This is a genomic window from Vibrio sp. CCB-PB317 (assembly GCF_022808245.1).
GTDB lineage: Bacteria > Pseudomonadota > Gammaproteobacteria > Enterobacterales > Vibrionaceae > Vibrio > Vibrio diabolicus.
The window spans coordinates 1,729,823-1,745,652 of record NZ_JALGNU010000002.1; the positions used below are offsets into that span (position 1 = coordinate 1,729,823).

The 15,830-nt window shown below is 45.3% G+C and carries 13 protein-coding genes; 9 read left to right on the forward strand and 4 right to left on the reverse strand.

The annotated features are described in order from the left end of the window. Window positions 1–5 precede the first annotated feature (5 nt). On the reverse strand, window positions 6–2,039 hold the full coding sequence (locus MTR11_RS16720) for a S8 family serine peptidase (protein ID WP_006741281.1): 2,034 nt from the start codon (window positions 2,037–2,039) through the stop codon (window positions 6–8). A 466-nt stretch (window positions 2,040–2,505) separates the two neighbouring features. On the opposite strand from MTR11_RS16720, the gene MTR11_RS16725 reads away from it, so the two are divergent. From MTR11_RS16725 to MTR11_RS16745, 5 genes are all read left to right on the forward strand, one after another. Then, complete coding sequence (locus tag MTR11_RS16725) at window positions 2,506–3,762, forward strand: type 2 secretion system lipase (protein ID WP_150917147.1); 1,257 nt, start codon at window positions 2,506–2,508, stop codon at window positions 3,760–3,762. Window positions 3,763–4,479: 717 nt separating this feature from the next. Further along, a complete protein-coding gene (locus MTR11_RS16730) occupies window positions 4,480–5,823 on the forward strand; it encodes an OmpP1/FadL family transporter (RefSeq protein WP_243328079.1) in 1,344 nt (447 codons plus the stop codon). 78 nt (window positions 5,824–5,901) lie between these two features. Further along, window positions 5,902–6,621, forward strand: coding sequence for a carbonic anhydrase (locus MTR11_RS16735; protein WP_104972244.1), 720 nt, complete (start codon window positions 5,902–5,904; stop codon window positions 6,619–6,621). Window positions 6,622–6,700: 79 nt separating this feature from the next. Continuing rightward, complete coding sequence (locus MTR11_RS16740; protein ID WP_167427220.1) at window positions 6,701–7,252, forward strand: YtfJ family protein; 552 nt, start codon at window positions 6,701–6,703, stop codon at window positions 7,250–7,252. A 20-nt stretch (window positions 7,253–7,272) separates the two neighbouring features. Further along, window positions 7,273–7,707 (forward strand): hypothetical protein, encoded by a 435-nt coding sequence (locus MTR11_RS16745; protein WP_005480927.1) that lies wholly within the window; start codon window positions 7,273–7,275, stop codon window positions 7,705–7,707. Between the two features lie 79 nt (window positions 7,708–7,786). Here MTR11_RS16745 and MTR11_RS16750 read toward each other — a convergent pair whose 3' ends face one another. Next, window positions 7,787–8,326, reverse strand: coding sequence for an NUDIX domain-containing protein (locus MTR11_RS16750; protein ID WP_005393699.1), 540 nt, complete (start codon window positions 8,324–8,326; stop codon window positions 7,787–7,789). Window positions 8,327–8,377: 51 nt separating this feature from the next. Next, entirely contained in the window at window positions 8,378–9,052 is a 675-nt protein-coding gene (yjjG, locus tag MTR11_RS16755; RefSeq protein ID WP_029800868.1) for a pyrimidine 5'-nucleotidase, read from the reverse strand. 138 nt (window positions 9,053–9,190) lie between these two features. Between yjjG and MTR11_RS16760 the strand changes: the two genes are divergently transcribed. The 4 genes from MTR11_RS16760 to MTR11_RS16775 all read left to right on the forward strand — a co-directional run bounded on the left by MTR11_RS16760 (window position 9,191) and on the right by MTR11_RS16775 (window position 11,625). Further along, entirely contained in the window at window positions 9,191–10,114 is a 924-nt protein-coding gene (locus MTR11_RS16760; protein WP_005384329.1) for a LysR family transcriptional regulator, read from the forward strand. A 115-nt stretch (window positions 10,115–10,229) separates the two neighbouring features. Then, complete coding sequence (locus MTR11_RS16765; RefSeq protein ID WP_005497913.1) at window positions 10,230–10,544, forward strand: hypothetical protein; 315 nt, start codon at window positions 10,230–10,232, stop codon at window positions 10,542–10,544. A 47-nt stretch (window positions 10,545–10,591) separates the two neighbouring features. Next, on the forward strand, window positions 10,592–11,278 hold the full coding sequence (locus MTR11_RS16770) for a helix-turn-helix transcriptional regulator (RefSeq protein ID WP_005497912.1): 687 nt from the start codon (window positions 10,592–10,594) through the stop codon (window positions 11,276–11,278). A gap of 164 nt (window positions 11,279–11,442) precedes the next feature. Next, window positions 11,443–11,625, forward strand: a complete 183-nt coding sequence (locus MTR11_RS16775; protein WP_005393690.1) for a hypothetical protein — start codon at window positions 11,443–11,445, stop codon at window positions 11,623–11,625. Between the two features lie 70 nt (window positions 11,626–11,695). Here the strand turns inward: MTR11_RS16775 and MTR11_RS16780 are convergent, their stop codons facing one another. Continuing rightward, window positions 11,696–15,814 carry a M66 family metalloprotease gene (locus MTR11_RS16780; RefSeq protein WP_167427219.1) on the reverse strand — a complete coding sequence of 1,373 codons (4,119 nt, stop codon included), beginning with the start codon at window positions 15,812–15,814 and terminating at the stop codon, window positions 11,696–11,698. Between the last annotated feature and the right edge of the window lie 16 nt (window positions 15,815–15,830).

Genomic DNA, 15,830 nt, shown 5'->3' on the forward strand with positions numbered 1-15,830 from the left:
ACTCCTTATTGAAAAGTCAGAGTCCAACTGTTGATTGTGCCTGTGTCTCTTCTGGCACTGTCTACCGCTTTTAGTTCCCAAGAACCTTGTGATTCAAAACCAGAGAAATCCGCTTGGAAAGTGGCTTTGATATCGTTAGCGCTGCCGCCAGTATTATCGTGAAGCACGACTTCTCCACCAGTCGGTGAAGTTAGCGTCACTCGTAGGTCACCGATGTAAGTGTGGCTAATATCAACGTCAATACTTACTGTACCTGAATCACCAGAGCGATCGACATCTACTGCGCTGATTGCGCCAGAAGATTTGTTGTCAGGAATCGCAACAGGGCTGGTGTTTGAGAAGCTAGAGTCCGAAGAGCTACCGCCACCGTCAGGACCGTTACAGCCCGCATCCAAGAACAGTTTCGCCGCTTCCGCATTCACTAGGCCGTGACCTGTGCGGTTGTCTCGTCCAGCAACATCAATGTCTGTTGCCGTTTGAACTAGGGCATTACGTACTTGCGCTGCTGTACACGTTGGGTGGTAACTCCACACCAAGCCTGCTACGCCAGTTACATGAGGTGTTGCCATCGATGTACCATTGTAGTACTCGTAATCTTCACCAGAGGTGGTTGAAACCGTAATTTCTTGACCTACATACCCCAGCAACTCTTGACCAAATGCACGGTCAACCGTCACCGACACCATGCGATAAGCGTTGTTTGTGTCAACCAAGAATGGGTTTTGTAAACCAGGTAGTTCAGAGTTGCTGTATACGATTGCCGCTCGTGCACCTGCATTGTAACAAGCTTGAACCGCATCCACTTCTGGGTAGTTACCTGAAGACTGGTTGCCAATACGTTCAGTCAAACAAATTTTGCCCGACATATCACCACAGTTAAAGTTACCGCCAGATACATCACAGCTATCTAGCATTGCTGTTACTGAACCAGCGATTGGATCTGGCACATACGAAGAACCGTTATTGATCAAACGATTGTGAGGGACAATGCCGCGATCAAATTGGCTTACACCATTCAAGGTAATATCAGAAAGTTTACCTTCGCCTACCGTAACCGTTGATAAGATCGCCACACCTGGGCCAGAGATCTCAACTTGATCAGTAGATTGCGAGAACGCCGCATGATCATTTTGGTTATCGACAGCAGCAACAGACATAACTGAATCGTAAGAAGCTGGGTAGCTGTGTGCGGTGTTACCGTCATTACCAGCTGCGGCGATTAGCAGAACGCCTTGATCGTAAATGTTTTGCAGTGCATTTTGCTCAGTTCGGCTTGATTGACTACCACCAAGACTCATGTTCACAACGTTGGCACCATTATCTGCACACGTTTGGATCGCTTTAACAAGTCCAGATGAGTAACCCCAACCTGATTCGTTAAATACTTTCACGATGTGCAAATTCACATTCTGGTTTGGCATCACACCCTTCACACCTTCGGTGTTGGCAATCGCTGCGATAGTACCTGCTACGTGAGTACCGTGGGCGTTATTGTTACCCGGATCGCTCCATGACCCTGTACCACTATCGTTGGTACCTGCAACACGGTTACCGCTTAGGTCGTTGTGCGAGATGTCGTACCCTGAATCGATAATACATACAGTGCGATTACCAGCATTGAAGTCGTCTAACTGTTGAGCATTAACCGCTTCATAACCCCACGGGGTAGTTTCACTGAGCAAATAGCGAGGCGGATCGACTTCGACATATTCCACATCACTGCGATTACGAAGTGGTTCTAAGTCATCACCATCCAACTCAACGCTGTAAATGGCGCGATTACCCAGTTTTTCCACCTTACGTGCCTTCACCTGTTCTAAAACAGACTCCTGCGCGATTCGTGGTCCCCAAAAAGAGTTACCACCCATTGAAGATCGGCTGACTGCATCTTCTTTGAATTTGACGATGTACTTCGTCGGTAACTTAGATTCATCAAATCCCATTGGTGGAGCCGCAAACGCTGACATAGAAGTGGTCAGTGCTATCGCTACGGCAGACAACGAAAATAAGCCTTGTTTTTTACTTGTTGTGTAGTGCATTTGCCCTATTCCTTATTTGAGCTAATTTTTATTCACTATATTCCCATGAAAAGTCATCACCATGATGTTTGCATGAGAGCTTCAGCTATAGTTTATAGGCCAAAAATGCCAAACAATTTGTTTCATGAATATACAACTTTGTACAAAAGATCATTCAATAAACATTTTTAGTTAACATCAAAAAGCATAAACAAAACCTTATAAAGCAATCACTTAATTAACAAAAAGTGCATGTTAAATTAATGTTAGTGAGTAATTATTCTAAATAGCACACATTTAATCGATTGCTATGCTGAATGGATTTTTTGACCGTGGTGCCAAAACTGAAATATTGAATATTTAGTTGTTGACTGTCTTGAGTATTTACTCAGAATTAGAAGGTTTAGTGAGAAAAATTCTCATCTAAATACTGTTATAGCCGAGCGTATTCACGTATTCGGAACCATAACCATTACAAGAAGAGTGAATGATGAAAAAAACAATCACACTATTAACTGCATTACTTCCGCTTGCCTCTGCCGTTGCAGAGGAGCCAACATTATCACCAGAAATGGTTTCTGCGTCTGAAGTGGTCAGCACGCAAGAAAATCAAACCTATACTTACGTTCGCTGCTGGTATCGTACGAGCCACTCTAAGGATGATGCGGCTACCGACTGGAAATGGGCAAAAAACCAAGATGGTAGTGACTTCACTATCGACGGTTATTGGTGGAGCTCTGTTTCATTTAAAAACATGTTCTACACCAACACTTCACAAAACGTGATTCGCCAGCGCTGTGAAGAAACACTAGATCTGGCGAACGAGAACGCAGACATTACGTTTTTTGCTGCTGACAATCGCTATTCTTATAACCACACGATCTGGAGCAATGATGCTGCAATGCAACCAGATCAAATCAACAAAGTAGTGGCTTTGGGCGACAGCTTATCTGATACAGGCAACATCTTTAACGCTTCCCAATGGCGCTTCCCTAACCCAAACAGCTGGTTCTTAGGTCACTTCTCGAACGGTTTTGTTTGGACGGAATACGTTGCTAAAGCCAAAAACTTACCGCTTTATAACTGGGCAGTTGGCGGCGCAGCAGGTGAGAACCAATACATTGCGCTAACAGGTGTCGGCGAACAAGTTTCTTCTTACTTGACCTACACAAAACTGGCGAAAAACTACAACCCAGCAAACACATTGTTTACGTTGGAGTTTGGTTTAAATGATTTCATGAACTACAACCGTAGCGTGCCGGAAGTAAAAGCGGATTACGCTGAAGCTCTGATTCGTCTAACAGACGCGGGCGCGAAGAACTTCATGTTGATGACACTGCCAGACGCAACCAAAGCACCACAGTTCAAATACTCAACGCAGGAAGAAATTGAAACGATTCGCGCGAAAGTATTGAAAATGAACGAGTTCATCAAAGCACAAGCGATGTACTATAAAGCTCAAGGTTACAACATTTCATTGTTTGATACGCACGCACTGTTTGAGACGTTAACCTCGGCACCAGAAGAACACGGGTTCGTGAATGCAAGTGAGCCTTGTCTGGACATCAACCGCTCATCTTCTGTGGATTACATGTACACCCATTCATTACGCTCTGAGTGTGCGGCATCTGGCGCAGATAAGTTTGTGTTCTGGGATGTGACTCACCCAACCACAGCCACGCATCGTTATGTTGCTGAAAAAATGTTGGAAAGCAGCAATAACTTAGAAGAGTTTCGCTTTTAATAAGACTTTCTTATAGGTTAAATTCTTAATCATCATAAATACTTTGATGATAAAAATGGCCACGAAATATCGTGGTCATTTTGTTTTCATATACATGAGTCTACTTTTATATTTAAATATAGATTAACAATAATTAAAATACAAAATTTCAAGTTATAAGTATTATAAACAAAACTTTTAAATATCAGCAAACCAGTAAAATCTAAACTTATTCAACATGCAATCCATTTAAATTTCATCATGGTCATTTTTGATTATTGAATTTAAAGAAGAGTTAAGTGACAAGTTAAATAAAAAATACCCACATAACACAGGTAAGGCCGAGAGGAGTGTGTCATGTGGGTTTAAACGATAGTTCTCTTGCTGATTCGAACTACCAACGTTGGGATGCAATGGAAATACAAATGACTCAGAGTTTCCATCACGGACACTTTATCGCTGGATTTCCCTCTATTTGTTAGGGAACAGTCAGCACAATAAAAATAGAGAAGTAATACCGCAAAAATAAAAATAGAGGCTATGAGTTTAATTTACACGTAAAATAATCACCACATTCACGACATGAACCCTTAATAAATTCATCAATAAATATTTATTAAGTTAAATTTATTTATTGTCAACATACTGTTAGTTTTACTCCTAAATACACTGGTCAGATTTGTTTATTTTACTACTTTTCGTTGCAATACAATCTCTAATTAATTCATGAGAAAAAACATGCAGCGACAATTCACTCTTTCACCGATTTATTTATTAATCGGTTTAGCCTCATCGACGGCGTATGCCGGTGGTTTTCAAATTAACGAACATTCGGCGACGGGTCTTGGTCGTGCTTTTGCTGGTGATGCCGTCATTGGTGATAATGCGTCTGTAGTCAGCCGCAACGCCGCAGCGATGACGCTGTTTAAACAAAGTGCCTTATCGTTCGGTGTCACTTACGTCAAACCTGACGTTACCGTAAAAAATGCGCAATATCATCGAGCTAATATTAATGCAGATGTCAATGTTGGTATGGGCGGTTTTCCTCCGTCCCCTCAAGTTGACATTACCCCGTCCTTCTCTCAAACCGTGACCGACATTGATGACGTCGATGGCGTTGGTCAACCAGCCGTTGTACCCAATTTTTACTTTATTCACCCTATCAACGACGACTGGTATCTAGGCCTATCGGCATACTCCAACTTCGGAACTGACATGAAGTTTAAACCAAACTATGGCGCACCTGTTTTTGGCGGTGTCACCAGCGTAGCGAGTGTCAACCTTGGCGCAAGCTTGGCATACAAGGTGAACGACCGTTTTAGTATCGGTGGTGGTATTGATGTGATTTACGGCTCTGGTGAGCTGTACCGCGATATGGACGTGGGTGTTTGCGTTGGTGGGAACATACTTGGAAACGAACTAGAACAACGCTGTGGATCCGTAAAAGGCAACGCACTTGATGTGGAAGCTGGCGGCATTGGGCTTGGTGCGAATATTGGCATGATGTACGAGTTTAACGAACGTCATCGCTTAGGTTTAAGCTACAAGCACAGCCCTAACATTGATGCCAAGGGTGACATCCACTTTGCTGGCGAATCGTACGACTCGCTTGCTATGCCGCTACCGGATATTGCGGAGTTTTCCGGTTATCACCGCGTCTTACCTAAATTTGCCCTGCACTATTCTGTGCAGTGGATTGGTTGGTCAGCATTTGACAGCTTGAAAGCTGATGATCAGTTGCTAAAAGATTTTCAGTGGCAAGACTCCGCGCACTACTCCATCGGTGCGACTTGGTACGCCAATGAACGTTGGACACTTCGCACGGGTTACATGTTCGACAAAACACCTGTCGATGAGCTGACTTCGCTTTCTATCCCAGATTCGAACCGTCACTGGTTATCTGCGGGTGCCTCTTACCAATGGTCATCAGATACCACGGTTGACATCGGCATGACGTACTTGATTGGTGAAGATGTCAACGTAGAAGAGTGCGCGTATGAAGGTGTTCCTGCACCGATGGTGACAGGCGTGACCCATTCAAATGCGTTCCTAATTGGTGCCCAACTCAGCCACCGTTTCTAATTTGTCAGGCAGTGATCAAACCTCTAGGTCATTGCCTTGTAACAACGCTTATCGAAGCGACCGAACAGAGACATGATTATGAAGAAAACACTACTTGCTTTTTCACTCTCACTTCTCACTCTAAGCGCTGCTCAGGCTTCGGAATGGGGCTATGGCAATGACAAACACGGGCCAGAGCACTGGGGAGAAATCGCCAAAGACTGTGCTACCACAAAAAACCAAAGCCCAATCAACATCGACAACCCTGCCGATGCAAAACTGGAAGCATTGAACCTTTCGTACACTGGTCAGGTCATTGGCTTAACCAATAATGGTCATACGCTGCAAGCGCAAGTGAACGGACGTAACAGCTTCACCATCGATGGCGAAACGTTCGAGCTGCAACAGTTCCATTTCCACACACCATCAGAAAACCAAATCAAAGGCCGCCAATATCCACTTGAAGCGCACTTTGTACACGCCAACGCAGACGGCGAGTTGGCGGTAATTTCGGTGATGTTTGATGCTGGCGATCAAAACGCAGCGCTGTCTAAACTGATCAACGCAATCCCACAAGAGAATCAAACCACGTTCTTAAAAGATACGTTTGAGATTAACGACTTACTGCCAAAAACTGCAAACTACTATCGATTTAACGGCTCTTTAACCACACCACCATGTTCAGAAGGTGTGCGCTGGTTTGTGCTTAAAGACACTCAAACCTTATCCAAAGATCAAGCCGCGAAACTGATGGAAGTCATGGGACAAAACAATCGTCCGCTGCAACCGCTAAATGCGCGCGTTGTACTTTCTAACTAATCGCCACATCCGATAAGGGGCATCGTATTTGCCCCTTAATTTAATTTGCTCTAACCTCACTTCGTTACAGGAACCCCCAATGAAAACGCCATCTGTTCTGTCATTCTTACTCGCTCTCGCCCCGACACTCGCCTTCTCTCATAGCCTTTCTGTCGGTCAAACCACCCCTTCCGTCAGCATTGATACCTATGGCGAAATGACGCTGCAAGGAGACGATGTGGCTTATAAACCTTGGGCAACTCAGCAGATGTTAGGCAAAGTCCGTGTGATACAAGCCATTGCAGGTCGTAGTAAAGCCAAAGAGATGAACGCGCCGCTGATGTCAGCAATCACTGCCGCTCACTTTCCTGAAGATCAGTATCAGACCACAACCGTGATCAACCAAGAAGACGCCATATGGGGAACCGGTACATTTGTAAAATCGTCGGCAGAGGACAGCAAAAAGACATTCTCTTGGTCTTCCATGGTGTTGGACAAAAATGGCGTATTAGCAACGACTTGGGATCTGCAGCAAGAAAGTTCTGCGATTATCGTACAAAATAAACAAGGCGAAATTTTATTCGTGAAAGAAGGGGCTTTAACTCAAGACGAAGTCACACACGTCATCAAACTGATTAAACAGAATATTTAAACCTAAGGTAAGGAAAAGCTATGAAACTGTTCAACACCATCGCGCTCTGTCTTTTAGCGGCTGTAGCCTCTTTCCAATCGGTTGCAGGAGACAACGATTGGGACAAGATTGCAGATAAAACCGTCAGTTTTAAATCGGAAACCGACACAGTCAATCCACTGTCCCCATTTGCTAACGCTCGTTTCAGCCACATAAAAATCAAATGTACGCAAGGTACGGTCGATCTGAAAAGCGTTAAAGTAATCATGAAAGATGGTCAGGAAAAGACGTTCGACAGTTTAGGTGTTCTGACTAAAGGCATGTCATCAAGAAGCTTAAGCCTACCAACAAAAGATAACGCGAAATTAGACAAGATCGAGTTGAACTATGAATCGGTTGGCAGCACAGCGCTGCAAGTCGCGGGGGTGACCAAAAAAGCGCAAGTGGAAATCTTAGGTAAGAAAATCGACGAGTAAGCGATGGCTCAACGAACTCACCCAAACTAAAAACAGCGGCACTAGGCCGCTGTTTTCATTAAAAAATCGTCATGGATAACTAAATGAATTTCTTCAGCTTCGCCAAACCATAAGCGGCGATGGTGACACAATCTTTGATCGTGCCGTCGATCATCATCTGTTCGAACTCCTCAACAGAAAAAGCGCGAGTGATCAAATCCTCTTCTTCACTGTCGAGTTGATTGCCCACGTCCGTTAAATCACTGGCGAAGTAGACGTGACATGTCTGATTCAAAAAGCCGTATGCGATAAACTGCGCGCCGACATACGCCATTGCGCTCGCCTGCATGCCCGTTTCTTCACGCAGCTCGCCTTTGGCAAGCTCAAGGTGATCCGCATCTGGGTTTGATTCCCACGCCCCTTGTGGGATCTCCCAACAACGTTGACCTACGGTGTAACGGTACTGCTGAACCAAGTGAATCATCCCATTATCGATAGCCAGAATCGCAGCACAATCAGGTTTGTCGACCACACCATAGATGCCCTCTGCGCCGCTCGGACGTAAAATTTTGTCCTCACGCACCGTCATCCACTTATTCTGGTAAACGACTTTGCTGTCTAGCTGTTTGATGTCTGGCATGGTTATTCCTTGATTTTTCTGAGGGTTACTGCGGAATAATACCCGATTCGGTTACGCCACCAAAATATTCTTTAGTTCACTCAAAGACTCAACGGTGTAATTTGGTGCGATACGCTCATCGACACTTGCGCCTGTGGTATTTAACCAGCAAGTTTCAATACCAAAGTTATTGCCACCAAGAATATCGGAATGCAGGTTGTCACCCACCATCAGTACACGCGTTTTGCATGGGTTGCCCATTTGCTGCATCGCGTATTCAAAAATGCCTAAGTCCGGTTTTGCGACGCCCACTTGTTCAGAGATCACCACTTTATCGAAGTACTCAGTCATCCCTGTGCGCTCAAGGCGAATTGCTTGCAACTCTGTAAAACCGTTGGTGATGATGCCCATTTTAGCTTTGCCTTGCAGCGCTTCCATCAGCTCTTTTGCACCTGGCAACAAACTGCAAATATCGGCCATTGCTTCTAAAAATGCGCTATTGAGATCTGCTGTTGTGGTATTCAACTTCTCAGCCCACTCGGTAAAGCGGTTATGTTTTAGCTCATCTGCCGTTACTTTGCCGTCTTGGTAATCCACCCAAAGCGGTTTGTTTACGGTTTGGTAATGAGCAAAATCTTGTTCAGTAAAATCTACGCCTTTGCGAGAAAACATAAGCTGCAAACCTTTGAAAGCATCAAAGTGGAATAAGGTTTCGTCAGCGTCAAACAGGATCCAATCGTACTTCATTTTCTTCTTCCCAAAATCAAGGTCGTAATACTGATGCATAGTCTAGATTGTTTTCTTCTTGAAGATAATCTCTATAATTGGAAATTAATTGTATCCTTGTGCTCAACAATAAATGCTTCACGATGATAGGAGATTGATGTGAACGCGATTGCCTCCCTGCCCGTTTTTGTTGCTGTTGTCGAATGCGGCAGCTTTTCCCTTGCGGCCAAACAGCTGAATCTGACGAAATCGGCGATAAGCAAACGCATCAACCAACTAGAAGACGATTTGGGTATTCGTCTCCTTAACCGAACCACGCGTAAGCTGAGCCTGACCGAAGCGGGAGAACGCTATTTTGAGTACGCTTCTCAAGCGCTCAATCTGGCCCAGCAAGGCGTGGACGCGGTATCGGAACTGCAAGGCTCTCCACAAGGTCGGCTCAAAATTACCGTGCCGATGTCTTTCGGTGTGCTGCATATCGCGCCTTTGATCAGCGAGTTTCTCGCTCGTTACCCGAAAATTGAAGTGGATTTAAACCTCGAAGACAAAATGGTCGATTTGGTTAAAGACGGTTTTGATTTGGGGATCCGTATTGGTGAACTCACCTCTTCCAATCTAATCGCAAAACGTCTCGCCCCTTGTAAAAGTGTGCTTTGTGCCTCGCCAGATTACTTAGCGGAGTTTGGAACACCACAAAAACCAAGTGATTTAGTCAGTCACAACTGCCTGCGTTATTCCTATTTCCGTGGCGGCGTCGAATGGATGTTCATCAACAATGGCAGCGAATACAAGGTGCTTCCAAAAGGAAACTTTATCGTCAATAACAGCGAAGCCATTCGCCAGTTGCTGTTGAGAGGTTCGGGCATTGCGCAACTGCCGACGTTTATTGCAGGAAGAGACTTTGCCGCAGGAAATCTAAAACCGGTGATGGAAGAGTATTCTCTACCAGAACACGCCATTTATGCGGTGTTCCCTGAGCGCAAGCACATGCCGTTGAAAGTAAGAGCCTTTATCGATTTTATCAGCGAAAAACTCGGCACAGATTTACCTTACTGGGATCGTTACAACAGCCCAGAAAAATAACCATATTGATGATAAGTGAGTGAGATTTCACTACTGACATGTTCTGACATTCCATCCGCGTAACCTTATTTGGAACTCAACAGGCAATCCGCCAAAACCAATAAGGAATCACAATATGGAAACCGTTATCGAAACTGTGCAATTTCGTCTAACCGCAGGCACAACAGAGCAAGACGTGATCGCTGCTGCCAAACAGTCACAAACGTTTGTGAAGAATCTGCCGGGCTTTTTGTATCGCTCACTCAGTCACGAAGCGACGGACGATGTGTGGACAGACATCATTTACTGGCGTTCAATGGACGATGCAAAACAGGCGGGAAAACAGATTAAGCAAGCCGTTGAATTTCAGCCTCTGTTATCAATGATTGACTGCGAAAGCTTCGAGCTTAAACATCACAACTTAAAAATGTGCAGTGAGCTAGAGAAGTAATCAGCCACACTACCACTAACAACCAGTAGGTCTAGATAAGGAACATCATGAGCAAATCAGAACGACTGTTTGAGCTACTGACGCTTTTGCGCGCAAAGCGTTACGCCGTGACAGCGAAAGAGCTCGCAGAAAGGATGGAAGTCAGCGAACGTACGATTTATCGCGATATTCAGTCGTTGCTCAGTTCTGGTGTTCCTATTCAAGGTGAAGCAGGTGTCGGCTACCTGTTGCAAGCTGGCTCTCATCTGCCGCCTTTGATGTTCTCAGAAAAAGAGATGATGGCGCTTGAACTGGGTATGCGGATGGTTCGAGCCTGGTCGGATGCCGAACTTGCCGAAGCGTCTCACTCTGCGTCCACCAAAATACTTTCGGTATTGCCCGATAAGCTCAAACAACAAGTGGAAGATTGTCCGCTGATTGTGCCCGATTATCATACCCAATCCGAGACTGCCAAACGAGGGCAGCTTCTGCGCCACGCGATTGATCATCAGTTTAAGGTCAGTTTGGATTACCAAGATGAAAGCGGACAGGTGACCGAGAGAAAAATCCAACCGTTAGGCCAGTTCTTTTGGGGCAAAGTCTGGACGCTGGTCGCCTGGTGCGAATTGCGCGATGACTACCGCCAGTTCCGCCTCGACCGTATCCAAGCACTGCGTATGCACGATGAAGAGTTTCAGAGTGCGGAAACCAAATCTCTCAAACATTATATTGCGCAGTATGAATCGAAAGATTGAGTGTTTTTCATCCCTCCATCACAAGGATTCTAAATTGCTCTGCTCAATGCGCGATATTTGGAAAGGCACATTTGGTTAAATTAATGTTTCATTTTTAACAGATGCGCAACCAACCTAAGATCGTTAACTTAAGTAGCACGTCAACCACACCGGAGCGTGAAGCTATGAAAGTACTGATTCAATACACCCAAGCAGGGAAATATCGAGATCAAGCGTGGGAATCTTTAACTCTTCGATCTAAAGGTGATATGCAGGCCGTTACCCCTTCTTATGCTGCCCAACTTATCGAACAAAGCAAAGCGACACTTGTGATGACAGAAGACGGACAGATCATCTTTCACTCCTAAATTCCATCAGTCCTATGACGAAAAAGGCCTGCATTGCTGCAGGCCTTTGTATGAGTGAATTAAGAGTTATTTACTGGAAACTCACTGCAGTTGGTAGGCGATCAAGCATCTTGTAGTAATCACCAGCCACAGCGCCGATATCACCACGCAAATACGCTTGAATCATATTGAGATCTTTCAGCCAAAGTTCTTTGTCAGCATCTGAAGACGCCATGTACCCTGCGTACACATTGTCGACCGCGAACATCATGTCTTCGGCGTGATCGTTGTAAATCAAAAGCATCGCATCAGTGTAAGCTTCGAACGCTTTCAGCTCATCGTGCGCTTTACCACCTTTGTAGCTCAATGTGCCCGAAGTTGCATCGATGACCAAATCACCCGAAGTCACATTCGCTGTCGTAAAGTTGATGAAAGACTGGCTAAACGACAGCATACCTGCCGCGATATCCGCATCAATGGTTCGCTTCATTGCGTTGACCATTGGTGCATCCAGCAGCAATACAGGATCGTGGAACGCTGGGACAATCGCTGTTCGGAATGGCCCCCAAGCGCTATCGATGCTCTCTGCAACCTTGTTTAGTGTTGCAGGCTCATAGCTATCTAGGTACGTTTTTAGATCGTAACCTTTGGACGTCACCAGTTGATTTGCGTAGTCGTAAGCCAGCTTGTTTGCTTTTGTTGCCACAAACTTCTCGCCGTCGATAACAAACTCAACCTTGTCACCCGCGATGATACCGTAGCGGTCTTGCTGCTTCGTAAACGTATCAAACTGAGATTGACCACGAGTCTTCACTGTATAATCGTAAGACTTCATTTGGTTCACACCCATTCTCAAGATGACATCGCCAACACGTCCGCGACCTTCTGCACCAATATCAAGGAATCTTGCAATACCACGAGGCATTGGTGGTAGGGACTCCATTTGCTCAGTGATGTGTAGGTTCACGGTAACACCTTTTAGATTGGTGTATTCCTTACCGTCTTTACCCACCAATTTGACTGGCGTATTTAACGCGTCATTTGCCACGATGTTGCCCATGATGTCTTCGTATTCAGCTTGCACCCCAGGGATATCAAGCAGCGATGCAAAGCTCACCTCATCAGTAAAACGGTTCGAGAATCGACGTGCTAAGAAATAGCTCGCAAGCGCTTTGTCTGGCCAGTTACCCAACACAGACACCGCATTTGACCAAGGGTAATCCGGGTCAAAGCTACCAATTGAGTTTAGGAAGCGTCCATTCGCAGTTTCCGCAACAGCTATATAGCCCTCATCTGAATCTTCGATAAAGCGTGCTGCCAAATCATCAAAACAGCTGGCTGTTGAAAGATCGTAATCAGCCGGAATTTGGTGTGAGTTGTTGTCTAACAGTTGACCAAAAGAAATCACTTTTTGGTTGCCTGCCGCATTTTCTATCACACATTGATGCTCTGGTGTGCGCAAGATATCAAGGAAGAACGCCGCGGATTTTTTCGCCCCATTCGCGTAATCACAGAACCATGAGTTATCGGCTTTGTCTTCGCTACAGTATTGAGGGTTTGAAGCAAGGCGCAATAAGAAATCACCCGGCTTATCCGTTGACGAAGTGTAACCAAGATTGGTGTACAGGTTATCGATGCGCTCAAGATCTTCCATCTTGTCACGGATAGCGCTCATTTCCATGTAACGGCGCACTAAGTAACCAGGATAATCGGACGAGAATAATCCCGTCGTCCCATATAACTCCAAGTTGCGTCGCTCATAGCTATCGAGATAGTTCTGCCACTCGTAAGAAACAATTTCTTCTAGGTTTGTACCTTCGTCAAAACGGTTACAGTCGCTGTTTAGAGAAACGTTCCCATCGGTACAGAAATCGTAAGACTTACGCTCAATTTCATTCACTTTATCTAGGTAGTAAAGTGCGCCATAACGAGTTTTCGCATTCAGTTCAGGATCATCAGACAACGCGGCGGTATCGAATCGGCTGAAGTCACAGTTGTAGAGTGATTTGCCTTTCTCGTTCCCCGTTAATGCCTTCACTTCAGAACACACCATCAGCGATGTGTTGTCTGGATTGTTGCCAAACTTGTATGCAAAGCTTTGTTGGTAGGCTTGCTGATCAGCGAGGTAACGAGCGTATGCCGCTTTGTCTTCATCGCTCGCACTGTCTGCCGGTTTCGCAACAGGCGCGGGAGCTGAGCCTGAAGAATCTTGAATCGTCTCGACTTTACGACCATAACCAAACTTAAAGGCCGCAATGTCGTACAGACCCCAAGTTGGCGTTTCATCCAACATGCTTGGCGCGTAGTCCATCGTCGAACTGTAAGCAGGAATGTTGTTCAAACCAAGTTGATGCGCTTGCTCTAGCGTGTAGTAGTTCGCTTTGTCATTTGAGCCTTTAAAGTTATGGCGCAGACCCATGTTGTGGCCAAGCTCGTGAACGAGCGTATTGCTGTAAGTCGCAACCGTAATCGCATCTGCGACTTTCACTTGCAACTCTTTTGGCAGGTATTTCCAGCGCTTAAGCTGACGTGATACTTCGTTACCTGCGTCATCGAGTTTGATCTCAAAGTAACGCTCGTCGTCCAACTTCAAGTTGTCCAACATGGCCTTGTTAGTTGAAGAAACCCACGACGCTTCAATTGGATAGACGTTGTTCTCTGCCCAGAAAGACAAACGGTTCTCTTCAGCTTCAACCACCTTTTCAAACTCCATATCATCATTGAAGTTTTTCATTAGCTGAGTTGGGCTCTTTGTCGCCGCCTTGCCAGAAACGATATCTTCTTTTGATACGAAAGGCACATAAATGTTTTCATCCGATTTCAGGCTCGCCATTGCTGCCATTGTCGAGAGGGCTTCAACTCTATCCTCGACCTCTGTTTTCACCGTTTCACTATTAGTCGGCAGTGGATCCAATCCATCTAAGTCCAGCTGATTACGATTGTAGAATCGCGCCAAGTTATCCCAATAGAAAGGTACACCCGTTCTTGCAACGCCTGCGTATTGGTTCACGTGGCCTTTGATGATTTCCCCCGTCATCGGGTTAGAAACCGACGGGCCGTAGCCAAGCAGACCGTTCGCTAGAGGCTCGTCAATCAGATTAATCACGTTGTAACGCAGATCTCCTGGGTGAATACCAGCCGCTTTGGTTTTGTTCACAATCTCGATTTCAGGCTTGCCTGCATCCGCCCCAAATACATTCAGCGCTTGGTTCATCTTGTCGATCGATTGCAGCGTTGCATCCAAGAACAACTTGTTCTTCTCTTCAAAGAAGTTATCGCTCAAGTAGTATTTGATAGAACCTTGATTCGGGTTGAAACGATTGAGGTAAACCACATCACGGTCGTATTTATTCGTGACTGGGTTAAGCTTTTTCGTCGACGTAGTGAAGAAGCCAATGTCGTTCTCATCACCCACTGGGTACAAGATCGGTTGGTAACCTTCGGTTGCCACTTCACTTTCGTGCACTAACGAGTAGTAGAAACGAGATTTAAACGCGCCATCAACAAGCGCTTCATCCAAGCTCGCTTTCGTTGCAAAGTTGATGTAGTCGGAAATATTATCTAAATCGATACGGAACGTGCGCTCTAGTTCGAAATTGAGAAGACCGTTTTTAGGGTCAAAGTCCCACGAGATCAATCGTGGTGTGCCAATTTCATCAATGCCCTCGGTAATGCCATACAGATCTTCCATATTGAATTCTGCAATTTCGAGATCTTCAGGACGAGGAGTGAAGTGAGTTTTCTTCTTGTAGTTTAAGCTTGCGTCTTCGTTGGTTTCTTCTTTGTTGGTGCAATCACCATGCGCGTCTTCTTGACAGCGATACGCCGCAAAGTCACCCGGAATCGTCAGCACTTGTGCGAAGTTAACGCCGTCGTCGTCTGCGACAAATTTCTCTTCACCGCAGTAATTATTGGCATCTTTGCTTAGATGCGCGTCTGGGTAGTTTTTATCGTAACTGCGAACTTCCAGACCTTCTTTGGTAAAACAAAGCTCAACGTAACGAGGTGAACCTTGCAAGAATGGGAATTGGTTCAGAGCAAAGCGTGGCGCGGCACCAGTCGTCGGAACGTAAAACCAACGACCGTCTTTAAGATCTTTTACTGCGACTTCTTTTGCATCTCTTTCGACATAGTCATACGCCTGATCATCTGCGCCACAGCCTGCAAGTGCGGCCGTTATTGCTGACACCAGAGTCAATTTTTTAAACATTATTTGGATATCCTTA

What these genes read in the sequence shown, in the direction of transcription:
- MTR11_RS16745 (WP_005480927.1), top strand. Translation starts at nt 7,273, where the DNA reads ATGAAACTGTTCAACACCATCGCGCTCTGTCTTTTAGCGGCTGTAGCC.
- MTR11_RS16740 (WP_167427220.1), top strand. Translation starts at nt 6,701, where the DNA reads ATGAAAACGCCATCTGTTCTGTCATTCTTACTCGCTCTCGCCCCGACA.
- MTR11_RS16780 (WP_167427219.1), bottom strand. Translation starts at nt 15,814, where the DNA reads ATGTTTAAAAAATTGACTCTGGTGTCAGCAATAACGGCCGCACTTGCA.
- MTR11_RS16765 (WP_005497913.1), top strand. Translation starts at nt 10,230, where the DNA reads ATGGAAACCGTTATCGAAACTGTGCAATTTCGTCTAACCGCAGGCACA.
- MTR11_RS16735 (WP_104972244.1), top strand. Translation starts at nt 5,902, where the DNA reads ATGAAGAAAACACTACTTGCTTTTTCACTCTCACTTCTCACTCTAAGC.
- MTR11_RS16730 (WP_243328079.1), top strand. Translation starts at nt 4,480, where the DNA reads ATGCAGCGACAATTCACTCTTTCACCGATTTATTTATTAATCGGTTTA.
- MTR11_RS16770 (WP_005497912.1), top strand. Translation starts at nt 10,592, where the DNA reads ATGAGCAAATCAGAACGACTGTTTGAGCTACTGACGCTTTTGCGCGCA.
- yjjG (WP_029800868.1), bottom strand. Translation starts at nt 9,052, where the DNA reads ATGAAGTACGATTGGATCCTGTTTGACGCTGACGAAACCTTATTCCAC.
- MTR11_RS16750 (WP_005393699.1), bottom strand. Translation starts at nt 8,326, where the DNA reads ATGCCAGACATCAAACAGCTAGACAGCAAAGTCGTTTACCAGAATAAG.
- MTR11_RS16720 (WP_006741281.1), bottom strand. Translation starts at nt 2,039, where the DNA reads ATGCACTACACAACAAGTAAAAAACAAGGCTTATTTTCGTTGTCTGCC.
- MTR11_RS16725 (WP_150917147.1), top strand. Translation starts at nt 2,506, where the DNA reads ATGATGAAAAAAACAATCACACTATTAACTGCATTACTTCCGCTTGCC.
- MTR11_RS16775 (WP_005393690.1), top strand. Translation starts at nt 11,443, where the DNA reads ATGAAAGTACTGATTCAATACACCCAAGCAGGGAAATATCGAGATCAA.